The sequence below is a fragment of the Sulfurivermis fontis genome (assembly GCF_004001245.1).
Taxonomy (GTDB): Bacteria; Pseudomonadota; Gammaproteobacteria; order Thiohalomonadales; family Thiohalomonadaceae; genus Sulfurivermis; species Sulfurivermis fontis.
Genome location: NZ_AP018724.1, coordinates 978,505 through 1,000,181, shown reverse-complemented (window position 1 = coordinate 1,000,181; position 21,677 = coordinate 978,505). Strand labels below are relative to the sequence as shown.

The 21,677-nt window shown below is 64.3% G+C and carries 23 protein-coding genes and 2 pseudogenes; 8 read left to right on the top strand and 17 right to left on the bottom strand.

Annotated elements, in window-relative coordinates; translation table 11 throughout:
- Positions 1 to 4 precede the first annotated feature (4 nt).
- Positions 5 to 832: an IS3 family transposase gene (locus EP379_RS05170; RefSeq protein WP_127476515.1), complete on the bottom strand. Its 828-nt coding sequence runs from the start codon at positions 830 to 832 to the stop codon at positions 5 to 7.
- Positions 826 to 1,089 carry a transposase gene (locus EP379_RS05165; protein ID WP_127476513.1) on the bottom strand — a complete coding sequence of 88 codons (264 nt, stop codon included), beginning with the start codon at positions 1,087 to 1,089 and terminating at the stop codon, positions 826 to 828. Before EP379_RS05165 ends, EP379_RS05170 begins: the two co-directional genes overlap by 7 nt.
- Positions 1,090 to 1,245: 156 nt before the next feature.
- Here EP379_RS05165 and EP379_RS16955 point away from each other — a divergent pair, with 156 nt between their 5' ends.
- The 3 genes from EP379_RS16955 to EP379_RS05150 all read left to right on the top strand — a co-directional run bounded on the left by EP379_RS16955 (position 1,246) and on the right by EP379_RS05150 (position 4,643).
- A complete protein-coding gene (locus EP379_RS16955) occupies positions 1,246 to 1,977 on the top strand; it encodes a DNA mismatch endonuclease Vsr (protein ID WP_420824452.1) in 732 nt (243 codons plus the stop codon).
- 203 nt (positions 1,978 to 2,180) lie between these two features.
- Positions 2,181 to 3,548, top strand: a complete 1,368-nt coding sequence (locus tag EP379_RS05155) for an IS5 family transposase (protein WP_232023978.1) — start codon at positions 2,181 to 2,183, stop codon at positions 3,546 to 3,548.
- A 132-nt stretch (positions 3,549 to 3,680) separates the two neighbouring features.
- Positions 3,681 to 4,643: an IS1595 family transposase gene (locus tag EP379_RS05150; protein ID WP_127476508.1), complete on the top strand. Its 963-nt coding sequence runs from the start codon at positions 3,681 to 3,683 to the stop codon at positions 4,641 to 4,643.
- Here the strand turns inward: EP379_RS05150 and EP379_RS05145 are convergent.
- The 12 genes and pseudogenes from EP379_RS05145 to EP379_RS05090 form a co-directional block, all read right to left on the bottom strand.
- Positions 4,634 to 5,101: pseudogene (locus EP379_RS05145) on the bottom strand (cytochrome c). The gene EP379_RS05150 and the pseudogene EP379_RS05145 sit on opposite strands and share 10 nt — an antisense overlap.
- A 48-nt stretch (positions 5,102 to 5,149) precedes the next feature.
- Positions 5,150 to 6,349, bottom strand: coding sequence for a lipid A deacylase LpxR family protein (locus EP379_RS05140; RefSeq protein ID WP_127476506.1), 1,200 nt, complete (start codon positions 6,347 to 6,349; stop codon positions 5,150 to 5,152).
- Positions 6,346 to 7,212, bottom strand: coding sequence for an LOG family protein (locus EP379_RS05135; RefSeq protein ID WP_127476505.1), 867 nt, complete (start codon positions 7,210 to 7,212; stop codon positions 6,346 to 6,348). The genes EP379_RS05140 and EP379_RS05135 overlap by 4 nt, the downstream gene beginning before the upstream one ends.
- Complete coding sequence (locus EP379_RS05130) at positions 7,212 to 8,621, bottom strand: MBL fold metallo-hydrolase RNA specificity domain-containing protein (RefSeq protein ID WP_127476503.1); 1,410 nt, start codon at positions 8,619 to 8,621, stop codon at positions 7,212 to 7,214. The genes EP379_RS05135 and EP379_RS05130 overlap by 1 nt, the downstream gene beginning before the upstream one ends.
- A gap of 7 nt (positions 8,622 to 8,628) precedes the next feature.
- Complete coding sequence (locus EP379_RS05125) at positions 8,629 to 8,838, bottom strand: YgaP family membrane protein (RefSeq protein WP_017244801.1); 210 nt, start codon at positions 8,836 to 8,838, stop codon at positions 8,629 to 8,631.
- Between the two features lie 20 nt (positions 8,839 to 8,858).
- A complete protein-coding gene (locus EP379_RS05120; protein ID WP_101529404.1) occupies positions 8,859 to 10,415 on the bottom strand; it encodes an efflux transporter outer membrane subunit in 1,557 nt (518 codons plus the stop codon).
- Complete coding sequence (locus EP379_RS05115; RefSeq protein ID WP_127476501.1) at positions 10,412 to 11,530, bottom strand: ABC transporter permease; 1,119 nt, start codon at positions 11,528 to 11,530, stop codon at positions 10,412 to 10,414. The genes EP379_RS05120 and EP379_RS05115 overlap by 4 nt, the downstream gene beginning before the upstream one ends.
- Before the next feature lie 4 nt (positions 11,531 to 11,534).
- On the bottom strand, positions 11,535 to 12,704 hold the full coding sequence (locus tag EP379_RS05110; RefSeq protein WP_127476499.1) for an ABC transporter permease: 1,170 nt from the start codon (positions 12,702 to 12,704) through the stop codon (positions 11,535 to 11,537).
- A complete protein-coding gene (locus tag EP379_RS05105) occupies positions 12,701 to 14,473 on the bottom strand; it encodes an ATP-binding cassette domain-containing protein (RefSeq protein WP_127476497.1) in 1,773 nt (590 codons plus the stop codon). The genes EP379_RS05110 and EP379_RS05105 overlap by 4 nt, the downstream gene beginning before the upstream one ends.
- Position 14,474: 1 nt before the next feature.
- On the bottom strand, positions 14,475 to 15,515 hold the full coding sequence (gene hlyD, locus EP379_RS05100) for a secretion protein HlyD (protein ID WP_127476495.1): 1,041 nt from the start codon (positions 15,513 to 15,515) through the stop codon (positions 14,475 to 14,477).
- A 27-nt stretch (positions 15,516 to 15,542) separates the two neighbouring features.
- Positions 15,543 to 15,962, bottom strand: a complete 420-nt coding sequence (locus EP379_RS05095; protein WP_010792194.1) for a hypothetical protein — start codon at positions 15,960 to 15,962, stop codon at positions 15,543 to 15,545.
- A gap of 196 nt (positions 15,963 to 16,158) precedes the next feature.
- Entirely contained in the window at positions 16,159 to 16,767 is a 609-nt protein-coding gene (locus tag EP379_RS05090; protein WP_058130988.1) for a TetR/AcrR family transcriptional regulator, read from the bottom strand.
- Between the two features lie 283 nt (positions 16,768 to 17,050).
- Here EP379_RS05090 and EP379_RS05085 point away from each other — a divergent pair, with 283 nt between their 5' ends.
- The 3 genes from EP379_RS05085 (at position 17,051) to EP379_RS05075 (ending at position 19,585) form a co-directional block, all read left to right on the top strand.
- The gene (locus EP379_RS05085; protein ID WP_172600382.1) at positions 17,051 to 17,947 is read left to right on the top strand and encodes a LysR family transcriptional regulator; all 897 of its coding nucleotides are present in this window, start codon (positions 17,051 to 17,053) and stop codon (positions 17,945 to 17,947) included.
- 859 nt (positions 17,948 to 18,806) lie between these two features.
- On the top strand, positions 18,807 to 19,085 hold the full coding sequence (locus tag EP379_RS05080) for a type II toxin-antitoxin system TacA family antitoxin (RefSeq protein WP_127476490.1): 279 nt from the start codon (positions 18,807 to 18,809) through the stop codon (positions 19,083 to 19,085).
- Entirely contained in the window at positions 19,082 to 19,585 is a 504-nt protein-coding gene (locus tag EP379_RS05075; RefSeq protein ID WP_127476488.1) for a GNAT family N-acetyltransferase, read from the top strand. The genes EP379_RS05080 and EP379_RS05075 overlap by 4 nt, the downstream gene beginning before the upstream one ends.
- Here EP379_RS05075 and EP379_RS16950 read toward each other — a convergent pair.
- The 3 genes and pseudogenes from EP379_RS16950 to merR form a co-directional block, all read right to left on the bottom strand.
- Positions 19,557 to 20,159 (bottom strand): annotated as a pseudogene (locus tag EP379_RS16950) (hypothetical protein). The gene EP379_RS05075 and the pseudogene EP379_RS16950 sit on opposite strands and share 29 nt — an antisense overlap.
- Positions 20,156 to 20,503 (bottom strand): hypothetical protein, encoded by a 348-nt coding sequence (locus tag EP379_RS16485; RefSeq protein WP_197722860.1) that lies wholly within the window; start codon positions 20,501 to 20,503, stop codon positions 20,156 to 20,158. Before EP379_RS16485 ends, EP379_RS16950 begins: the two are co-directional and overlap by 4 nt.
- Positions 20,504 to 20,534: 31 nt before the next feature.
- On the bottom strand, positions 20,535 to 20,942 hold the full coding sequence (merR, locus tag EP379_RS05060; RefSeq protein WP_127476486.1) for an Hg(II)-responsive transcriptional regulator: 408 nt from the start codon (positions 20,940 to 20,942) through the stop codon (positions 20,535 to 20,537).
- A 71-nt stretch (positions 20,943 to 21,013) separates the two neighbouring features.
- Here merR and merT point away from each other — a divergent pair, with 71 nt between their 5' ends.
- Positions 21,014 to 21,376 (top strand): mercuric ion transporter MerT, encoded by a 363-nt coding sequence (merT, locus tag EP379_RS05055; protein WP_127476484.1) that lies wholly within the window; start codon positions 21,014 to 21,016, stop codon positions 21,374 to 21,376.
- A 13-nt stretch (positions 21,377 to 21,389) separates the two neighbouring features.
- Positions 21,390 to 21,665: a mercury resistance system periplasmic binding protein MerP gene (merP, locus tag EP379_RS05050; protein WP_127476482.1), complete on the top strand. Its 276-nt coding sequence runs from the start codon at positions 21,390 to 21,392 to the stop codon at positions 21,663 to 21,665.
- Positions 21,666 to 21,677: the final 12 nt, after the last annotated feature.

The following is a 21,677-nucleotide window of genomic DNA, read 5'->3' as shown; positions in this document are numbered from 1 at the left end:
CTCTCTAGACTACCTTCTTTGCCGGATAGGCGGTAGCCGGAGGCCGATAGTTCAAACGACTGTGCGGTCGTTGCTCGTTGTACATCCGGCGCCATCTCTCGCTGATCACCTCAGCCTCCAGCAAGGTGTGAAACAGCTCCGCATCGAGCACTTCGCGGCGGTAGGTGGCCACCAGGCTTTCAGCCGCCCCGTTCTGCCAAGGCTTGCCAGGGTCGATGTGCGCCATGCGTATGCCACGACGCTGAGCCCAACGCTGCACCACGAAGGCGATGAACTGACCACCGTTGTCACAGCGGACGAAATCGGGGCAGCCATATTGCTCCACCATCCGATCCAGCTCCCGCTCGACATCCACTGCCTTGAAGGAGCGCGCCACCGGCAGTCCCAGGCAATAGGCTGTCGCCTCGTCTTTGACGAGCAGGGTCTGAAAACGCCGGCCATTCTCTAAACGGTCCTCGGAGAAATCCATGCACCAGACGCTGTTCGGCCCATGGGGCGGCGGATCAAGGCGCGCGCCTGTACGCTTCTTCTTGCGGCGTTTACGCCAGTGGGCGGTATAGCCCTCCTGGCGCCACAACCGCCGCACGCGCTTCAGGCTCGCACTAGAACCATTCTCGCGCAGCCATCCGGCTACAAGACGGTAACCCCAGGCCGAGTGCGCCTTGGCAATGTCCTCAATGGCCTCACACAGTGCCTTGTCCTTCTCCGGCTGCCGATACCGATAGGTGACCATTGAGCGCGACACCCCCAGCAACCGGCAGGCCCGACGCTGCGAGATACCGCGTTCGGTCGCGTGCCGCACCGCTTCGAGGCGGTCCGGCACGCCTACCATTTTTTTGCCGCTATCTCCTTCATCACCTCGATTTCGAGGTCCCGCTCGGCCACCAGCTTTTTGAGGCGGGCATTCTCCTGCTGCAGCCGCTTCAGCTCCGTGACCTGGCTTGCCTCCATACCGCCATAGCGCTTGCGCCAGGTATACAGTGTTTGCTCCGAGACCTTGTGCTTGCGGGCGGTCTCCGTCACCCCATGGGCCTGGCTCTCCCGCACTATCCCAACGATCTGCTCTTCGGTGAATCTCGACTTCTTCATAGGTCCTCCACTGGCTTATTATCCTCAACTAGCCAGTGGTCCGAAATTCGGGGAGCACTCCATTGCTTAGGAAGCTAATTACAGAGAAGGGCCTGCCGGTTACGAATTCTATAGCCCAGGCTTCTGCCTTGATTACATAGGAATGGTAGGCTTGGCTTGGCGCGGGTAAAAGATGAGTCCCGATCAAAAATCATGGCCTCAATCAAGAGGCGTGATACGAAGCCTGAACTTCTGCTCCGCAAGGAGCTCTGGCGGCGAGGGCTTCGTGGATATCGACTAGACGTCCAACTCCCGGGGCGGCCCGACATATTTTTCCCGAAGCACAAACTTTGCATATTTGTGGACGGGTGCTTCTGGCACGGTTGCCCAATCCACTACAAAGGCGTTGCAAGAAATACAGAGTACTGGGATGCAAAAATTCAACGCAACATTGCGCGGGACCAGGCAATCACGAAGAGCCTCATCGCAATGGGTTTTGCCGTTATGCAGGGCAGCATCCGGTCGCGGCGGGTCATCGAAGTGCTGGCGAAGCTGGTCAGCGAACATGGCGCACCGCGCTATCTTCGTTCCGACAACGGCCCGGAGTTCGTCAGCCGGGCCATCCTGCGCTGGCTGCACGGCGAAGGCATCGAGACCGCCTTCATCGAACCGGGCAAGCCTTGGCAGAATGGCACCGCCGAGAGCCTCAACGGCAAGTTCCGTGATGAGTGCCTGAGCATGGAGTGGTTCCGGAATCGGTTCGAGGCCAAGGTGCTGATCGAGACCTGGCGGCGGCACTACAACGAAGACCGGCCGCATTCGAGCCTCGGCTACCGCACACCGAAGCAGTTCAAGGCAGAGCAGAAGCAACAAGACGAATCATCAACCACCCCGGCCATCCTCAACTGATCGGTGGTCCTAAGAAATCCGGCAGGTCACCACCCGCTGGCGGTACTGGCCACGCGCATGCCGTGGGACGAGATCGAGAAGTCGTCGGCCCTGAAGAACCCCTCATAGCCAGCAGCCATGCGGCCTGTGGCGCCGAGGGGTCGTGTTGAGTTTGCCGGGAACGGATAATCTCCCCCGCGATTCCTTGCAGATTCGGATACCCGATGCGCCGCCGCTCGACGCCCGCCGAGGACCCGACGGTCCGTCCCGATGACTTGTTCCGGGCCCGCCTGGAAACCCAGATCGACCTGCGTCATCCGCTGGCCCAGCTGGCCTGCCGCATGCCCTGGACGGCGCTGGAGGAAGCGCTTTCGTGCACGTTGCCCGCGCCCACCGTGAGCGGCGGCGGGCGACCGGCGTTGCCGGTTCGGCTGATGGCCGGTCTGCTCTACCTCAAACATGCCTACGACCTGTCGGACGAGGCGGTGTGCGAGCGTTGGCTGGAGAACCCGTACTGGCAGTTCTTCACCGGCGAGGAATTCTTCCAGACCCGGCTGCCGTGCGACCCCAGTTCGCTGGTGCGCTGGCGCAAGCGTCTGGGCGAGGCGGGCATGGAGGAGTTGCTGGCCCAGACGATTGCCGCTGCGCGCTCGATGAAGGCGGTGAAGGCACGGGACCTGGAACGGGTGATCGTGGACAGCACCGTGCAGGAGAAGGCGGTGGCGTACCCGACCGACAGCCGACTATTGGAGGCGGGCCGCCGCAAGCTGGTGCTCCTGGCCAAGCGCCACGGCATTGCGCTGCGGCAGAGCTACGAACGGGAAGGGCCCACGCTCCGTCGCCGTGCTGGCGGCTATGCACACGCCAAGCAGTTCAAGCGGATGCGCCGTGTGCTGCGTCGCCAGCGCACGGTACTGGGCCGGGTGATTCGCGACATCGAACGCAAGCTGGCCGATGCCGGAGAGGCGGCCAAAGCGGCACTTGGGACGTGGCTGGATCGCGCCAAGCGGCTGCATGCGCAGCGTCCGAAGGACAAGGGCAAGCTGTACGCATTGCATGCCCCGGAGGTGGAGTGCATAGGCAAGGGGAAGTCGCGACAGCCGTACGAGTTCGGGGTGAAGGTCGGCCTGGCGGTGACCGCCAGGCAGGGCTTGATCGTCGGGGCCCGCAGTTTTCCCGGCAATCCGTACGACGGCGACACGCTGGCCGAGCAGTTGGAGCAGGCCGAGATCGTGAGCGGCTGCAAGCCGAAGGTGGCGATTGTGGATCTTGGCTACCGGGGCCGCGAAGTGGCGGGCGTGGAGATCCTGCATCGAGGCAAGCCCAAGCGCCTGACCCGAAGCCAATGGCGCTGGGTGAAGCGTCGCCAGGCGATCGAACCGATCATCGGCCACGTCAAGGACGACTGTGGCCTGCGCCGCTGCTGGCTGAAGGGCGCGCAAGGGGACGCCATGCACGCGGTCCTGTGCGCGGCGGGCTACAACCTGCGCTGGCTGATGCGCTGGATCGCGGCTTTTTGTGCCTGGATGCTGGGGGCGTTGATTTCGCTCATCACGGCTGGATCGCAGCCAACGGTACCCGCACGGGGATGAGAGGCGGATTCTTCAGGGCCGACGAAGTCCTCAACTCCAGACCTGATTAGCCCCGACCCTCAGCCGCCAGTCGCAGGATGTGCGTCGCCCACCGCCGAGCATACGGCCACCTGAAGGCGACGAGGTGGCGTCATGAGCATCAATTCCGTGCAGTTCCAGGCTGGCCTGTCCATGGCCGAGTTCATCGCCCGCTACGGCACCGAGGCCAAGTGCTACCGTGCCCTGTACCAGTGGCGTTGGCCGCAAGGCTTCCGCTGCCCGGCCTGCACTGGACGGGCCCGCTCGCGGTTTCGGCGCGGGACGACGGTCTACTACCAGTGCCGCGCCTGCCGGCACCAGACCACGCTGACCGCCGGCACGATGTTCGAGGGCACCAAGCTGCCGCTGCGCACCTGGCTGCTGGCCCTGCACCTGCTGACCGCGACCAAGACCAACCTCGCCGCGCTGGAGCTGATGCGCCACCTGGGAGTCAACTACAAGACCGCCTGGCGGGTGAAGCACAAGATCATGCAGGCCATGGCCGAGCGCGAGGAACCCCGGCGGCTCAATGGCTTCGTGCAGATCGACGATGCCTACCTCGGCGGCGAGCGCAACGGCGGCAAGCGCGGGCGCGGTGCCGAGGGCAAGCAACCCTTCGTGATCGCGGTGCAGACCGACGCCCGCTTCGCCGCGCCGAGCCTGGCCGTGATCGAGCCGGTGCGCAGCTTCGACAACGTCTCGCTCGAGGACTGGATCGCACGGCGCCTGGCGCCCGGGTGCGAGACCTATACCGACGGTCTGGCCTGCTTCCGCCGGCTCGAAGACGCCGGCCACGCCCACACCACGCTGGACACCGGCGGCGGCCGTGCCGCCACCGAGGCGCCGGGCGCGCGTTGGGTGAACGTGCTGCTGGGCAACGTCAAGCGCGCCATCAACGGCACCTACCACGCCATCCGCCAGGCCAAGTACGCGCGGCGCTACCTGGCCAAAGCCGCCTACCGGTTCAACCGTCGCTTCCGCCTGCATGAGATGCTGCCGCGACTGGCCACCGCCATGCTGCGCTGCAAGCCTTGCCCCGAGCCGGTCTTGCGCGCTGCGAGCAATTTTCATGGCTGAGGGTCGGGGCTAATCAGGTAGAACTTTCCCACGAACGAGCGACGGTAACTCTGGTGGCAGGCTAGGCAGCTTTGCTGGGTCTAGGAGAAAGCCGCGATGACTGCTTGGCCGTCATTCCGCTGTGCAGCCTCGCCCATGGCGGTCGCGGCGTCATGGACCTGTCCATCAAGACCCCGAAACTTTCCAGCGTCTGCCCCAAGCCAAGCAAGGATGCGCATCTTTTCCGACATGGGCGGCTCGGCATGCTTGGCGATTCGTGGTGCTAGCTCGGCGACCAGCGGCCAGTCTTCTTTGGAGATCGCGCCCGTGACGGCTTGCATGTCGCGACCGAGTCTTTCCATTATGGTACGAAGCGCCATTGGCTTTGCCGCCTCTACGGACTGCGCACCGAGTGACACGGACAGCGGGACGGTGAAAAACGATCTGGGTTTCAAGGGCTGGTTCACGAATTTCTCCATTGATGTTGTGACGAATGCTTTGGGTCTAACGATTGGTTGCAGGTGTCCTCAAAATTCCAGACTCAGCGCGATCGATCCGAATGCGTGATGGCCCGCCTGCTGGTCGAACTCGCGGGTTCTCCAAACGCGCATCACGGCGAGCCGTACGCCACGTCCAGCAACGATCCATTGGCTGCTGATGCCGAGAGCTGCTTGCGCGATCCAAGGCCGCCGGCTGACGTGATGGCTATGCCGGAACATGTTTCCGTCGAGTGAGAAGTCCCAGGCGACGGCTTTACCCTCCAGATTCAGGAAGACATGTGCCCCAGGTTTGGGCGCCAGGACCGACTGCGGCGTTGTCGTGCGCAGATCGGCAACACCAGAGGGCGGGCGGTTCTCTGCGCCAGGGCGGATCGGATAGCTGCCGAAGTCGTTCGGTATGTTCCAGCCCGCGCGAAACTCCACGCCGGTACTGGCGGCGGTTTCGATGTTTCCGACCCGCAGGGCATAGCTGCCGATCACGTCGCTGCCCCATCCAGGGCGGACCGCACCCTCCGTGTACGGCTTGAACTTGCGCTCCATGGCCATCTGAAACGCCGGCTCGTTGCGCAACTGGTTGTCCCAGCCGCGAAATCGCTCAATGCCGCGTGCCCGATGCACCAGATCCTGAGATTGCTCGGCCAGCGACCAGGGGCCGATCACGCCCAGGGTCAGCTCACGCACGTCAAGCATTTCGTAGCTGGCGGCTTGTGGGTGGATGCGGCGATTCCACGCCAAACCCAGGTAGAGCAAACCAGCGTACGGTCGGTCATCTGGAATCACGTCGGTGCGCGTCTTGTTCTCGGGCGTGTACATGGACTGGCCAAAGCGCACGACGAGGTTTTGCGACGACGAGTGGGCGCCGGCGTCGTGCCAGAAGCCTGGATCAGCCCAGCCGATGAAGCGGGCGTACAAGCCAATCGGCTGGGGCAGGCATTCCGGACGGAGCCCGCCTTGCAGATCGCGTGAGACTGCTGTTAGCGCGACACCGTTGGTGTAGTTGCGATCGGAGCCGGTGAACAAATCGTTCTCCAGACGCAGAGTGCCGCCCCGCCAGCGCAGGGATTGCTCTGGTGAGCAGGAGGGAGGATTTGCAGAGAGCGAGACTTCGGAACCGAAAGCAGCAATCGGGCTGAACAATGCACAGGCAATCAACAAGGTGGCGCACTGCATCGACTGCTGCACCTTGGTGCCGCACAGGCTCCGGCAATACCCGTCGACGCCGATCATGTCGCCCCATCGCCTGCTGCCCTGTTGACGTAAAAGCGTTCGAGGGCACTGACGATTTCCTCGGCTTCGTCTACGCAGGTGAACAAGTCGAGATCGGATGGAGAGACATAGCCTTCGTCGAGCAGAAGGTCGAAATCAACTACGCGACGCCAGAATGCACGGCCGACCAGCACTACCGGAATACGCTGCATCTTTCCGGTCTGGATCAAGGTGAGCACCTCGAACAGCTCATCGAGCGTTCCATAGCCACCCGGGAATGCCACCAAGCCCTTGGCGTGCAACAAGAAGTGCATCTTGCGCAGCGCGAAATAGTGGAATCGGAACGCCAAATCCGGGCACATGTAGGGGTTGGGTGCCTGTTCGTGGGGCAGCGTGATGTTGAGGCCAATCGAACGTGCGCCAACCTCGAAAGCACCGCGGTTGGCGGCCTCCATGATGCCGGGCCCACCTCCGGTGACGACGACGAAATCACGGCGGTTTTGCTGCTGGAAACGCGCCGAAATAAGGCCCGAGAAACGCCTCGCTTGCTCGTAGTGACGTGCCTGTTCGACCCGGCGATTGGCTCGGGCAAGCTCTTGCCTCAGCCCGACATCCTCCGGAGTGACGCGCGCCTGACGCTCCAGCGCGCCAAGGCGGGCTTCTGCCGTCTCGGCATCGCTCACGCGTGCGCTGCCGAAGACCACTACCGTCGAGCGGATGCCTTTCTCGTGCAGGATGCGCTCAGGTTTGAGTAGTTCGAGCTGCAGTCGCAGCGGCCGCAGTTCGTCCTGGCCAAGCAGTTCGATGTCTTCGTACGCAAGACGGTACGTTGGCGACTCGCGGATGGCGCGCAGGCGTTCAGCGAGATCTTCGGCGGGCGTCATCACTCGTGCGCCAGAAATTCCGGCCAGCGCAGCGCATGACCATGCTCGGGCACCGTGACCTGCCAGCCGAGTTGCTGTTGCAGGAGTTCGGCGAAGGCCTGCGCGGCAGACAGTTCCCCATGCACCACGAAGGTTTGCGCCGGTGGGTGAACAAAACCCCGAGCCCAATTCAGCAACGCCTTCTGGTCGGCATGCGCCGAGAGGCCGTCCACGCTGTGGATCGCCGCACGTACCGGGATGTCCTCGCCGAAGATGCGTACACGTTCGGCCCCCTCGATCAGGCGCCGGCCAAGCGTCCCCTGCGCCTGGAAACCGGGAAACAAGATGCTGCATTCGCGGCGTGGCAAGTTGTGGCGCAGGTGGTGCCGGATGCGTCCCGCATCGCACATGCCGCTGGCAGAAATGATGATGGCTCCGGAGCGGATCCGGTTCAGCGCCATGGACCCCTCAGCGCTCGCTGTGAAACTCAGGTATGGGAGGTTCTCGCCGCGCGCGTGCCAGCCGGCCAACCGCTTCGCCTGTTCGTCGAACAATTCGAGATGCTCGCGCGTGATGCGCGTGGCCTGCGTGGCCATCGGCGAATCGACGAATACCTTCGGTTGCCGCAGCCGCCCCTCGCAGGTGAGTCGGTGCAGGTGATAAAGGATTTCCTGGGTTCGGCCGACCGCGAAGGCCGGCACGATGACATTGCCGCCGCGTTCGAACAATGTCTTTTCGACGATGCCGATCATTTCCTCTTCGGTCGCCGAGAAATCCTTGTGCTGGCGGTTGCCGTAGGTGGACTCGATGACGAGGATGTCGGCGTCCTCGATGGTTGTCGGGTCGCGCAGTATCGGGCGCCCCGGCTGGCCGAGGTCGCCACTGAAAACGAGCTTTGTCGGGTAGCCATATTCGGTGACCCAGACCTCGATGATGGCCGACCCAAGAATGTGCCCGGCATCGCGGAAACGGGCGCGCACCCCGACGCGGGGCGCGAACTCCCGGTCGTATTCGATGCCTCGTACTTGCTGCAGGCATTCGTGTGCATCCTGCAGGGTATACAGGGGTGGCGGCACGGTCTTTTCTTTGAGCCGCTTGGCAACCCGCTTGGCATCGCTTTCCTGGATGTGAGCGCTATCGGGCAGCATCACCCCGAGCAGATCAACCGTCGCTGGCGTGGCGTAGATGGGCCCCTTGAACCCGGCGCGCGTGAGTTTGGGCAATAGCCCACTATGGTCGATATGGGCATGGGTCAGGAGCACGAAATCAATCGACGCCGGGTCGAACGGGAATGGCTCATGGTTGCGCGCCGCCGCCGTGCGGCCGCCCTGAACCATGCCGCAATCCACCAGGAAGCGTACGTTGAGCGCTTCCACCAAGAAACACGACCCGGTGACTTCGCGCGCAGCGCCCAGAAAATGCAGTTTCATGGGATGCTCACTCCGGTTTTTTCTTTTGTATCGGGCAAGTGCTCAGGCCAAGCAGACGGTAGCCCGGACAGCGGCCAGCCAGGCCGGTGATGAGGGGCATGATTCCGATGAGTCCCAGCCAACGCCAGGATGAATCCAGCCACAGCGGGAGGCTGAGCAGAACCAGTCCGACGACGATGCGGACAATGCGGTCGAGACTTCCAACGTTGATTTGCATTACGGTCTCCTTGTGTTGAGTCAACGGCTTGAAAACGCGACGGGGGCGGCAGCGCCCCGCAGCGGATGGGTTGCGGTCGATGCCGTCGTGGATACGTCCCAGCCGCCACCAAGGGCCTTGTACAGCGCCACCAGTTGCACGGCGGCGTTGGTATGCGCGCGTGCGGCTGCGGTTTCGGCCTCGTGCAGACTGCGCTGGGCAGCCAGCAGTTCGACCAGCGCAATGTCGCCCGCCGCGTAGCGCGCCTTGGCGTGGCCGTAGCTGGTGCGCGCGGCATCCAGTGCCATACCGCGGCGCTCAAGCGTGTCCAGCGCGCCGTGGTAGTCGCCCAGCGCGCGCTCGGCGTCGCCCAGCGCCGTCAGCACCGCCTGCTCATAGGCCAGCGCGGCCTGCCGCTCGGCCGCCTCGCGTGCCCGAATTTCGGCGCGCACACGGCCGCCGTCGAACAGGCGCCAGGAAATCAGCGGCAGGATGGAAAAACGCGAGCTGGATGCATCGAACCAATCGCCCGTACTGAGCGCTTGGAACCCGCCGCCGACACCGATGGAGAGTTTGGGGAACAACTCGGCCATGGCCACGCCGATGTCGGCGGAACTCGCTGCCAGGCGACGTTCCGCAGCCAGCACGTCCGGGCGCCGGCGCAGCATCTCTGCGCGCTCGCCCACCGGCAGCACCGGCAGCGCCGGCAGCGCCCGCAGCGTGCTCGGCGTCAAGGGGCCATCCAGTAGTGCCAGCTCCCGCTCCGGCGGCGCGCCCAGCAGCACGCCCAGGCTGAGTATCGCGGCGCGCTGTCGCGCCTGGATATCCGGGATGAGCGCGTTGACTGCTGTCCATTGGGCGTACGCCGCGTCCACGTCGGCGGCCGACGCGTCGCCCAGCGCATGCCGCAGGCGCACCAATTCCAAGGTCTGCTGCAGCGTATCCAGTGTGGCCTGTTGTGCGTGCAACTCGTAGCGGGCGCCGACGGCGGTGAACCAGGTGCGCGCGACCTCGGCCACGACGCGCATGCGTACGCCCTGTGCCTCGGCTTCGGTCGCCTGCAGGCGGGCGCTGGCGCCTTCCAGCGCGCGCCGCCTGGCCCCGAACAAGTCAGCCTCCCAGGCCGCGTCGAAGCCCGCGTCGTAGATGGTCTGCGTGGCGTCAAGGCCGGGGATCGAGCCTACGGGCAGGGGTCCGTTCTCGCTTTGACGGCGCCGGTTGACGCTCGCGCCAGCGGCGGCGGTGGGCAATGCCTCGCCGGCCACACGATCGCGCAGGGCGCGTGCCTCATCGATGCGTGCCGCAGCCTGGCGCAGATCTAGGTTCTGTGCCAGCGCCGTGGCTATCAGGCGATCGAGGATGGGATCGTCCAGTGCAGACCACCATTGGCTCAAGTCTGCGGACTGGGATTCGCTTGCCAACGGCAAGCTCCAGCCGCTGCCGACGTCGACCGGCGGCGGCTCGCGGTAGTCGGGGCCCACGCTTGCGCAGGCAGTCAGCAGCACGCAGGACAGGGCCAGCGCGAGCGGACGCGCGCGCCCAGGGGTCAGGCCTGTGACGGTTGCGCGAAGAAAGGGAGTGCGGGGCTTGGATTTCATTGCAGGCGTCCTCGGACGAATACGGTGGCCATGGTCAGCGTGGCGAGGGCGATGACCGCCAGCGGCCACAGGCTGGCGAGAATGTCACCGGGCGGCATGGCCTTGAGAAAGCTGCCTTCGACGATGATGAGGAAATGGGTCAGTGGAATGGCCTGAGCCAGCCATTGCAGGACGACAGGCATGTTTTCCACAGGCGTCGCAAAGCCGGACATCAGCACCGCCGGCACGCCGACGGCGAACGCCCCCAGGATGGCCTGCTGCTGCGTCATGCTGACCGCGGAAATCATCAGACCGATGCCGACCACCGAGGCGATGAACAGCACCAGGCTGGCAAGCAGGAGTGCAAACGAGCCCGTAAACGGGATGCCGAACAGGAAGACGCCCGCGCTGATCATGAACAGGCCCAGCGCAGTGCCAATTGCGAGTGCCGGCAGTGATTTGGAAATGATGATCTCTGGCGTCGAGGTGGGCGACACCAGCAACTGGTCGAAGGTGCCGAGTTCACGTTCGCGCGCAATCGACAGCGAGGTGATGAGCAGCGCGCTGAACAGCGCCAGGATGCCCGTCAGGCCGGGCACGATGAACCAGCGGTAGACCAGATTCGGGTTGAACCAGTGGCGCACGACCACGGGCGTTGGTGCCTGGGCGTCGGGCACGACCTCGGCGCCGACATCGGCGGCGATGGTGGACAGATAGGCCACGGTGATCTGCCCGGAGTTGCTGCGCCGGCCATCGACCAGTACCTGCACGCGGCCGCTGTCACCGGCGGCGATGGCGCGCGAGAAATCGACGGGAATAGCGAGCGCGGCGATCACCTCGCCACGGTCGATCAGCTCGTGCAGCTGCTGCTGGCTGTGGACATGCCGGACGTGGGTGATGAAGCGGGCGCTGTCCAGGCGCTGTACCAACTCGTGCGACCACCGCCCCGCATCCTGATCGTAGACGGCGATATCGACGTTGCGCACTTCCAGCGTCGCGGCAAAGGCAAACACCAGCAACTGCAGGATCGGCGGCACGAACACCACCATGCGGCTGCGCGGGTCGCGCAGGACGCTGAGCACTTCCTTGATGAACTGGGCGCGCAGGCGGGTGAACGAGAATGCGGAAGTCAACATCGCGTCACTCCAGGTTCTTGCGCGTGGCGCGCTTGGCGATCACGAAGAACAGCACCCCGATCGCCGCCATGACCGCCAGGTTGGGCAGGAACACGGCCCAGATGTCGCCGGCCAGGAACACCGTCTTCAGCGAATCGACGAAGTAACGCGCCGGAACCAGCCGGGTGATGGCGCGGATCGGTGCCGGCATGGCGTCGATCTCGTACAGAAAGCCCGACAACATGAAGGCCGGCAGGAAGCCTGAGAACAGCGCAATCTGCGCGGCCAGGAACTGGTTGCGTGCCAAGGAGGAAATCAGCAGACCCTGACCCAGCGCCGGCACCATGAACACCGCCGACAGCAGCAGCAGCGCCGCCAGCGAGCCCCGCATCGGGACCCCGAACACGAACACCGCCAGCGCCGCCGCACCCAGCGTGGACAGCATGCCGAGCACGAAGTACGGCAGCAGCTTGCCGATCAGGATTTCGGCCACCGAGGCCGGCGTGGACAGCACCGCCTCCATGGTGCCGCGCTCCCATTCACGCGCCACCACCAGTGCAGTCAGCATGGTGCCGATGATGGTCATGACGATGGCGATGGCACCGGGAATCAGTGCGCGGCGGCTTTCCAGCTCGGGGTTGAACCAGTAGCGCGGTTCCAGCATGACGGCCTGCGCTGGTGCTCCGACGTCCAGTCCGGCACGCCAGGACTGGACCACGCCGCGGGCGTAGTTCTCGACGTAGTTGGCGGTATTGGGGTAGGAGCCGTCGGTGACGATCTGCACCAGCGGCTCGCTGCCACGCTGGGCCAGCCGCTGCTCGAAGTCCTGCGGGATCACCACGTAGCCGCGCAGGTCGCCTGAGACCAGCTGGTCGGCCACTTCGCGCCGGTCATGGGCGAAGTGGGCATCCAGGAACTTTGTGCCGGCAAAGGCCGCCGCAAGCTCCTGCGCTGCAGCGCCGGGCGACTCCAGCACCACGCCGACGCGGACATCCTTCGCATCCAGCGACACCGCATAGGCGAACAGCAGCAGCAACACCACCGGCAGCACGAACGCGATCAGCAGCGTCGAGGGGTCGCGCAGCGCCTGGTAGCTTTCCTTGGTGACCAGGGCGATCAAGCGCCGCAGATCAAAATGGCGCAGGTCGGTCTGCTGTGGTCCATTCCCGTCCTTGTGCTTTGTGGTGCCGTTCATGTGGCGGCCTCCAGCTCGCGGTCCGCCGACTCCACCAGGTGAATGAAGGCGTCCTCCATCGTCGGGTCGGGTCGTTCGGGGCTGACCGCCGAACGTTTGAGCGCGTCGGGCGTATCCAGCGCAATCAGTTGCCCACGCGAGAGCATGGCCACGCGGTCGCAGTATTCGGCCTCGTCCATGAAGTGGGTGGTGACCACGATGGTCACGCCCTTGCGGGCCAGTCCGTTGATGTGGGTCCAGAATTCGCGCCGGGTGATCGGGTCCACGCCCGAAGTGGGTTCATCCAGAAACAGCACGGGCGGCCGGTGCATCAGCGAACAAGCCAATGCCAGGCGCTGCTTGTGGCCCAGCGGCAGGGAATCGGGCGTGGCGGACAGCCAGTCGCCCAGATCGAAGGTTTCGATCATCTCGGCAATGCGCTCGCGCCGGGTGTTGCCTTCCAGTCCGTAGACGCCGGCCGAGAATTCCAGGTTCTGCTGCACCGAGAGCAGGCCGTAGAGCGAAAACTTCTGCGCCATGTAGCCGAGCCGGCTCTTGGCTGCGCCGGTGGCGCGGCGCAGATCATGGCCCACCACATGCGCTTCGCCAGCAGTGGGTTTCAACAGGCCGCACAGCATCTTGAAGGTGGTGGACTTGCCGGCACCGTTGGGGCCGAGCAGGCCGAAGATTTCGCCCTTTTGCACCTCGAAGCTGACGTTGTCGGTGGCGGTGAACTCGCCGAAGCGCTTGGTGAGGTTTCGGCACGACACGGCAATGTCGGAACCCAGCTCAACCGGCGGCAGACGCTCGGCCAGCGTCGAAGTGCCGCCGGGGCCGCCACCGAGCAGATCGATGAAGGCGTCTTCGAAGCGCGCGGGCACCTGCGCCAGCTCCACTCGCGCCTGATCGGCCAGGGCCTGGAGCTGCCCTGCGTCCGCGCCCTCGCGCAACACCACGCGCACGCCGGCGCCCTGGATCACGCCATCGCTCACGCTGGGCAGGTCGAGTGCCTGGGTCAGGACCGCTCGGCGCTCGGCACCGACGTCTTCCAGACGGAAACTGCGGCCTTCGAGCTGTGCGGTCAGCTCCTGCGGCGGGCCATCGAACAGGAGCTGCCCTTGGTTCAGCAGCAGCACGCTCTCGCAGCGCTCGGCTTCGTCGAGATAGGCGGTGGACCAGACCACGGCCATGCCTTCATCGGTCAGCGCCTGCACCATGCGCCACAAGTCCTGGCGGCTGACCGGGTCGACACCCACGCCCGGCTCGTCCAGCAGCAGCACCTTCGGCCGCGCCATGAGCGCACAGGCAAGGCCCAGCTTCTGCTTCATGCCGCCGGAGAGCTTGCCGGCCAGGCGTTTGGTGAAGGGTCCGAGCCGCGTGAAGTCCAGCAGCTCGGCAAACAGATCGGCGTTGCGGTCCGCATCCATGCCGCGCAACTGCGCATACAGGCGCATGTTCTCGATCACCGTCAGGTCTTCGTACAGTCCAAAGCGTTGCGGCATGTAGCCGCTGACGACGTGAATGGCGTCGTTGTCCTTGACCACGTCATAGCCTGCCAAGGTGACGTGGCCGGCGTTCGGCACCAGGAGGCCGGCCAGAATCCGCATCAGCGTCGTCTTGCCAGCGCCGTCGGGGCCGACCAGACCGGTCAACCGCCCATAGTGGATGCGCGCGCTCAAGCCCCGCAGCGCCTTTATGTCGCCGAAATGCTTGTCCACGCCCTCGATGACGACGGCAGCGTCTTCGCCCGCACCCGCAGGCACGGCGGCGATAGCAGGGCTTGCCTGCATTTCAACGCTCCCCCGCCGGGATACGGGTGCCGGCTTTCGCATCGACCTCGATCGTCACCGGCATGCCCTGGCGCAAGGCACTGTCGCTGTCGGCTTCGTCGATGACGATGCGCAGGCGGTAGACCAGATCCGTGCGCAAATCCGTCGTCTCCACCGTCTTGGGGGTGAACTCGGCGCGCGGCGAGATGAAGCCGATCTGGCCGCGATAGACCTTCTCTGATGAATCGCTTTTGACGCGCACCACAGTACCGGGCGCGATGCGCCCCAAGTCCGACTCGCCCACGTAGGCGCGCACGTAAACCGGCTTGTCCAGGCTCAGGCTGTAGACCGTGCTCTGGCTTGCGACCATGCTGCCGGGCTCCCGCACTCGTGCGATGACGGTGCCGCTACTGGGCGCCATCAACTCGGTGTCCGCCAAGGCTGTCGCGGCTTGCGCTGCGGCAGCCTGTGCGGCCGCAAGGCGAGCTTCTGCCGCGGCGATGTCTTCCTTGCGAAAACCTTCGGATGCTTGCGACAGGGCCGCCTTGGCCGCTTCGACGCCAGCGGCTGCCTGGTCGCGCGCCGTGCGGGCTGCATCGACCGTGCGCTGGCTGCTGGCGCCCGATGCCAGCAGGCGACTCTGGCGCTGGAAATTGCGCTCGGTCTCGGTGGCGAGCGCCTGGGCCTGCCTGAGGGCTTCGCGCGCCTGGGTGATTTCCTGCGGTCGCAGGCCGCGGCGCAGCTTGGCCAGTTCCGCCTGCGCCACCTGCACCTGGGCCTGCGCTGCCGCAAGGGCTTCCCGATACGGCTGCGCGTCGAGCGTCGCCAGCCGCGCACCGGCACTGACGGCATCGCCCTCATCGAAAAACATTTGCATCACGCGCCCGGGCTGACGGAAGGCCAGTTGCACCTCGCGGATTTCGACGTTGCCGTAGAGGCGCAATGCATCTTGTTGTCCATGGTCGCGCGACAACCAGAACGCCAGTGCGCCGCCAAGAGCGAGCACGACGACGGCGATCACGACCCAACGGGTTTTCTTGAAGAGGAGGTTTGGAGTTTTCATCGATGGGTTTCCGCTGGATAAAGGTGCTCAGTGCTCGCGTGCGACCGGCGCATTCGCCGCTGACCGGCGCCAGGCGATGGCCGCTATGCCAGCCCACACCAACGTGCGCAGCGTCATGGCGACCACCGTGCGTCGCTCCCAGGCGCCACCCAGAGCCACATGCACTCCGAAAGCGAGGAACACGAGTGCGGTCGCCACCGTGATGACAATCGCTAACCACGCGGCCCAGCGCCGGCGCATCCACAAGCCGACGCCGGCGACGATGTAGGCGAACCCGGCCAGAAAGTTGAACCAGAGCACGAAGGGCACATAGTGGCCGGCGGCTTGGCGCGCCGCGCCGTCGACAAACAGAACGGCGCCGCCCTCCCGAAGAGTGAGCAGACCGAAGCCGATCGCAAGCAGGGAGATCAGCCAGTGCCAGATGCTGCGTTGTGGATGAGTGGTCATCTTCATGGCCTTTACTTGATCGGGGAAACTCCCAGGCCTTCGTCGTCGTCGTCGCGGCGTGCGTGTGCATTCCGCCGGGCGGTCGGGCTGAGTGTTGAATGACGCGGATTCGCGCTGGAGGCGCAACGCGATCGCATGACCGTGGTGTGCCTCTCGGCTGACCGAGGAACTGCGTGGCGGCAGGATGGAAGGCGTTTCATCGGGTGTGCGTGATGCCACGGAGATAGATGGCAAACACGGCTGGCGCGTCGCGGCGGATGCGTGCTACATCGCCCGCCAGCAACGACTGCATCACCAGCCCTTGAATTGTGCCGATGAACAAGACGACGGCCGCGTCCACATCCAGTTCTGAATGCAGCTCGCTTCGCGCCTTACCGGCTTCGAGCAGTCGACGCAACCGCTCACCATATTGACGGGTCAAGGTCTGCACCATTTGCTTGGGCAGGGTCTCCCCCGGCCGCTGTAATTCGCCGAAGAGCATCCTCGGCACCCCCGGGTGCTCGGCCACGAAGTCGATGTGCGTCTTGAAGATCGCTTCAAGAGCTGCGAGGGGGGACGTAGCACCTTCTGCGGCCTTGTCTACTCGAGCCAGCAGGCGTTCCGCAACCCAGGACATCACCGCCTGCAGGATTGCGTCCTTAGTCGGGAAGTGACGGAACAGTGCTCCCTGGGTCAACCCCATGCGCTGCGCGATGGCCGTGGTCGTGATGTCGCTGGGGTTCTGTTCGGCAGCCAAGTCGACCACTGCCTCGACGGTGGCCGCGCGCCTCTCATCAGCCGGTAGATGCCTGGAGTGTCCGCTCATTGCTTGCATCCCAAAAAGTGAGTAATCTATTACTATCTTACCACTGTGCAGCCAGACCGCAAGAGGGGAAGCACGAAAAAGAGGTCTCGATGAACAGCAGAACTGCTATCTCAGACGGCTGCCAACGGTCGATTTCTGGCGGGCGCAAACGTCGCCCTCCGCACCTCATTGGCGGAAGGGCGCCGGCACATCGCAAGCCTGGCGGGGCGTAAGTGGGCGGGATGTGGATGGAGATGCTGGCGCCCGAGAGGCCGAACCAGAAGAAGACGAACAGGAGGTGGCCTTGGATTTCAGATTGCTACGCTATTTCGTTGCAGTCGCGGAAGAGCTGCATCTCGCCCGCGCGGCCGAGCGTCTCGGGATCGAGCAATCTCCCGTATCGCGAGCAATGCGCGACCTGGAAAGCCAGCTTGGCGTGCAGTTGTTCGACCGCAGCACCCGCCTGACGCGGCTGACCTGGGCCGGCCAGGTGTTCCTAGGCGAATGCCGACGCGTGATGGCCACCGTGGAGCAGGCAGTCAAGAGTGCCAAGGCGGCGGCACAGGGCTACCAGGGCCATCTGCGCATCGCGATCTGCGACGGCCTGGCGCAGCCCCGCATCGCCACCTTGCTGGCACGCAGCCGCGAGGAGGAGCCCGAGATGGAGATTCGCGTCTTCGAGCTGCCGTTCGCGCAGCAGCTCAAGACGCTGCACGACGATCTGCTGGACATCGGCTTTGCGTTGTCAAACGCGGTACATGATGGCCTCGTCGCCGAGCCGGTGTGGACCGATCCGCTGTCGGTGATCGTGCCCGCACGCCACCCCTTGCTGGCACACGTGCAGGTGCCGCTGGCCGAAGCCCTGAAGTTCCCGCTGGTTCTGTGCCATCCCGAATCGGGATCGGGCTGCCGCCATCAGATTCAAGCGCTGCTGCAGGACGCAGGCACGCCGCTCAAGCTGGTCGATGAAGTGACCAGCCTGGGCGTGATGCTGACCCTGGTCGGTGCCGGCTACGGCATCGGCTTCGCCATCGCCTCGCAGGTGCAGACGCTACAGCGCCCGGACATCTCCATTCGTCCCTTGGCCGGCAGCCCACCGGTGCTCTCTACCTACCTGCTGCGCCGCCGGGGCGAACCCTCGGAGCCCATGAAGCGGTTCATCGAGCGGGCGAAAGGCGGGCGGGACCGGGCCTGTCGATGATGAGTCAATCCTTTGAGGACGCAGCTCACCTGTCCGTAGCGGCCTGTGGCGTGATGTGCCAGTGGACAGATAGACTTCGGTATGAAATCCGATGCTCTGGCTGTTGATGGATGTGCTTGGCTCGCTTTGGATCACCCGCAACGGCCTGCGTTGACCAGGCCGAAGACTTGAGTCCACAATCGAGTCCATTCCGTGACGCTTGGATCGGAAAAAACGTTCGTAATAAACGAGTTAGCGACCGGGTGCTGTTCCCATCACCGGAATCGAACTGGCGCCCTGGGTGATGCCCTGGGCGGGTGACCTCGGTCAGGCTGAACTGGTAGGATTGCGAGCAACAAGGGCTGGATTACGCACCTTTCCGCAGGAGTTCGCAGCGGTTCTAAGGCGCTGAGTTACATAGGTTTGGCGCAGGGTTCCACCCCACCACCAATACATAAAGGTCAACCGCTCTCGGTTGGCCTTTTTTCTTGCGCGCTCGCGCGTGTTCGCGGGGGCTCCTGCGGATTCCTGCGGACTTCCTTCCCCGGCCGTCTTGGCCGCTTCGGGCGACATTTCGCTCTCTCCGTGCCGTTTTTCTCTCCGGCCTCGCTCCCTTGGGCATGCCCGAAGTCCGCAAAGGTCGCGAACACGGCCATTACAAATCAACGCGTTACGCGCGGACGAATCAAGCGGTTGGATTGCAGCACCGGGTGGCGGAGGAAACGCTGCGGTTGCGTTTTGTCGGTCGTTGTCGATCGCTACCGACACATTGCAACACGGATGTAGGTGCTTGGATGATGGCCAAGACAAGAAACGCCTTGTCAGGACAATGTCCGGACGACTACAATAAGGGCATCCAATATCCGTCCGGAGGGGCACTATGAGCACCCTGAATCTTTCCAAGACCGAACGCATTGACGTTCGCGCCAGTGCGCCAGTCAAGCAGCTGCTGCAGGAGGCCGCGCGCGCCTGCCACAAGAACGTCAGCGAGTTTCTGCTCGACGCGGGCGTGACGGCGGCCGCGCAGACACTGGCGGATCGTCGCCGGTTCGTGCTCGACGAGGCGCAGTGGCAGGCGTTCCAGGAAGCGCTGGATCGTCCGGTACAAGCCAAGCCGCGTCTGAAGAAGTTGCTGCGTGAACCCGGGGTGCTGGGTTGAACGATGGCTACACACCCGTTCGCAAGCTGCTTGCGACGGATCAGGTCGATGCTTTCGACTGCGGTGAGAATGCGCTGAACCAGTTCCTGCAGCGCTACGCGCTCGTCAACCAAAAGGCCAACAGCGCGCAGACCTACGTCTGCTGCCAGGGCGACGTGGTGGTCGGCTTCTACAGCCTCGCCGTCGGCAGTGTCGATCCGGAGGCCGCGCCGTCAAGCGTGATGAAGGGGCTGGCGCGTCACCCGGTACCGGTCATGATCCTGGCCCGGCTCGCGGTGGACAAGGCGCATCAGCGCAAAGGACTGGGCCAGGCCTTGCTCAAGGATGCGCTGCTGCGCACCGCACAGGCCGCCGACATCGCCGGCATTCGCTGCCTGCTGGTCCATGCCAAGGACAATGCGGCGCGGCAGTGGTATGAATCCTGGGAATTCGAGCCCAGTCCGACCGATCCGTATCATCTGTTTTTGATGCTCAAGGATCTCGAGAATTTGCTGCGCTGACCCCAATCCGCACCCGCTGCTCCTCCCACAACAACGGCGTCCCCGACGCCAGGTCGAACAGCGTCACCTCCGGCGGCAGAGTCTCGTCGAGTATGGCGGCGACGATGTCCGGCGCCAGGGTGGTGAGGTTCACCATCCGGCTCACGTAGGCCCGATCCATCCCCTCGCGTTCGGCCACCTCGGATAGCGTGCGTGCCACGCCGGATTGTTCGCCCCATCCCTGGGGCTCACCCCTTCGGGGCCGGCTACGCCGTCCAAATTCGCTCCCGGCGAATTTGTCCACCATCGCCAGCCAGCGGTGGCCGCGGGCGAGCGCGAGCTGGATCGGCGTCGGCGTGTCGTCCCAGGGACGGGGCTGGGCGGCGCTGCCGTCCGGCAGGGTCACGGCCTAGCGGCTGCCGCGGCGCTTGATCCGGATCGGCACGGTGACGGTAAGGCTGCCGTCGCTCGCGGTGATCACCTCTGGCTGGCCGGTCTTGTCGATCAGGATTTCACTGCGGGCTCCTTCCCTGGAGCCCGTCCCTGCGGGACCAGCCTTGCGGCTGTCCAAATTCGTTCCCGACGAATTTGTCATGCTGCGACCTCCTCAAGGGTTTCCCGGGCGGGTTCACGGCGCACATCCTGTGCGCCGCCCTGCGGGCAGCCTGCGGCTGTGCAAATCGGCAATCCTGCCGATTTGTCGGGGCGCAGATCCATGGCGAGCACCTCGATGCCGTTGGGCCGGAACCGCACCTCGATGTCGTTCGGTGAGACGATCACCTTGTCGATGAGGAGCCGCACGATGCGCTGCTGCTCGGCTGGAAAGAGCTGCTCCCAGATCGCATCCACCCGGGTCATGGCCACGGTGTTCTTCGCCTCGTCCAGCGTCGGGTCGAGCTGTTCGGGATGGTGTTCTACCTGTGGTGGCTGCCACGCCATCTGTTCACATCGCCACTCGTAGCCGACTGATTCAAGTCTGCTGCAACGACGCAATCAAGGGGCAGCGCACCTCGCCCTTGGCGGTACAACACTGCTCGACCAAGGCGGCCAGGGTGGCCTCGATGCGGTGCAAGTCAGCGAGCTTGGCGCGCACGTCGGCCAGCTTCCGTTCCGCCTGCTCGCGGGCATCGGTGCAGTGCGACCCATCTTCGAGCTTGAGCAAATCCCCAACCTCGTCGAGGCTGAACCCTAGCCGCTGCGCGGACTTGATGAAGCGCACCCGCATTAGATCTGCCTCGCCATAGCGGCGGATGCTGCCGTAGGGCCGGTCAGGTTCCTGCATCAGGCCCTTGCGCTGGTAGAAGCGGATCGTTTCGACGTTGACCCCGGCGGTCTCGGCCAGCACGCCGATGGTCAGGGTTTCGGGGTGTTTGTTCATGGCGCTTGACTCCGTACTTAAGTACGGCAGTAAGGTTACGCTATTCCTTCCGCATTCAAAAGGAGAACCCGATGTCCGAATCACCACCAGAAACGCAAACAGGACGCGGCGCACTGCTCGCTGGCGGACTGGCCGCGATCCTCGCTTCGACGTGTTGTCTCGGCCCCTTGGTCCTCGTTGCCCTTGGATTCAGTGGCGCATGGATCGGCAATTTGACGGCGCTGGAACCGTATCGTCCGATTTTCATCGGTGCGGCGCTCGTCGCGATGTTCTTCGCTTGGCGGCGCATTTTCCGCCCGGTGCAAGCCTGCAAGCCGGGCGAGGTGTGTGCGATTCCTCAGGTGAGCACCACGTATAAGCTGATTTTCTGGATCGTGGTCGCCCTCGTTCTGGTCGCGCTCGGTTTTCCCTACGTCTTGCCTTTTTTCTACTGATCAGGAGTTCATCATGAAGAAGCTATTCGCCTATGTCGCCCTCGCCGCCGTTATTTCCCCCGTGTGGGCTGCGACGCAGACCGTCACCCTGTCCGTCCCCGGCATGACTTGCGCCGCCTGCCCGATCACGGTCAAGAAAGCGCTTTCCAGGGTGGATGGCGTGAGCAAGGTCGAGGTGACCTTCGAGAAACGCGAGGCGGTCGTGACCTTCGACGATGCCAAGACCAATATCCAAAAGCTGACCAAGGCCACCGAAGACGCAGGCTATCCGTCGACGGCCAAACAATAAGGAGCTACCCAT

Bases quoted from the DNA above. Each gene is read 5' to 3' on its own strand.
- EP379_RS05110 (WP_127476499.1), bottom strand. From the start codon at position 12,704: ATGAACGGCACCACAAAGCACAAGGACGGGAATGGACCACAGCAGACC.
- EP379_RS05130 (WP_127476503.1), bottom strand. From the start codon at position 8,621: ATGAAACTGCATTTTCTGGGCGCTGCGCGCGAAGTCACCGGGTCGTGT.
- EP379_RS05140 (WP_127476506.1), bottom strand. From the start codon at position 6,349: ATGATCGGCGTCGACGGGTATTGCCGGAGCCTGTGCGGCACCAAGGTG.
- hlyD (WP_127476495.1), bottom strand. From the start codon at position 15,515: ATGAAAACTCCAAACCTCCTCTTCAAGAAAACCCGTTGGGTCGTGATC.
- merR (WP_127476486.1), bottom strand. From the start codon at position 20,942: ATGAACAAACACCCCGAAACCCTGACCATCGGCGTGCTGGCCGAGACC.
- EP379_RS05090 (WP_058130988.1), bottom strand. From the start codon at position 16,767: ATGAGCGGACACTCCAGGCATCTACCGGCTGATGAGAGGCGCGCGGCC.
- EP379_RS05125 (WP_017244801.1), bottom strand. From the start codon at position 8,838: ATGCAAATCAACGTTGGAAGTCTCGACCGCATTGTCCGCATCGTCGTC.
- EP379_RS05120 (WP_101529404.1), bottom strand. From the start codon at position 10,415: ATGAAATCCAAGCCCCGCACTCCCTTTCTTCGCGCAACCGTCACAGGC.
- EP379_RS05105 (WP_127476497.1), bottom strand. From the start codon at position 14,473: ATGCAGGCAAGCCCTGCTATCGCCGCCGTGCCTGCGGGTGCGGGCGAA.
- EP379_RS05150 (WP_127476508.1), top strand. From the start codon at position 3,681: ATGAGCATCAATTCCGTGCAGTTCCAGGCTGGCCTGTCCATGGCCGAG.
- merT (WP_127476484.1), top strand. From the start codon at position 21,014: ATGTCCGAATCACCACCAGAAACGCAAACAGGACGCGGCGCACTGCTC.
- EP379_RS05095 (WP_010792194.1), bottom strand. From the start codon at position 15,962: ATGACCACTCATCCACAACGCAGCATCTGGCACTGGCTGATCTCCCTG.
- EP379_RS05165 (WP_127476513.1), bottom strand. From the start codon at position 1,089: ATGAAGAAGTCGAGATTCACCGAAGAGCAGATCGTTGGGATAGTGCGG.
- EP379_RS05170 (WP_127476515.1), bottom strand. From the start codon at position 832: ATGGTAGGCGTGCCGGACCGCCTCGAAGCGGTGCGGCACGCGACCGAA.
- EP379_RS16485 (WP_197722860.1), bottom strand. From the start codon at position 20,503: ATGGCGTGGCAGCCACCACAGGTAGAACACCATCCCGAACAGCTCGAC.
- EP379_RS05115 (WP_127476501.1), bottom strand. From the start codon at position 11,530: ATGTTGACTTCCGCATTCTCGTTCACCCGCCTGCGCGCCCAGTTCATC.
- EP379_RS05080 (WP_127476490.1), top strand. From the start codon at position 18,807: ATGAGCACCCTGAATCTTTCCAAGACCGAACGCATTGACGTTCGCGCC.
- EP379_RS05155 (WP_232023978.1), top strand. From the start codon at position 2,181: ATGCGCCGCCGCTCGACGCCCGCCGAGGACCCGACGGTCCGTCCCGAT.
- merP (WP_127476482.1), top strand. From the start codon at position 21,390: ATGAAGAAGCTATTCGCCTATGTCGCCCTCGCCGCCGTTATTTCCCCC.
- EP379_RS05135 (WP_127476505.1), bottom strand. From the start codon at position 7,212: ATGACGCCCGCCGAAGATCTCGCTGAACGCCTGCGCGCCATCCGCGAG.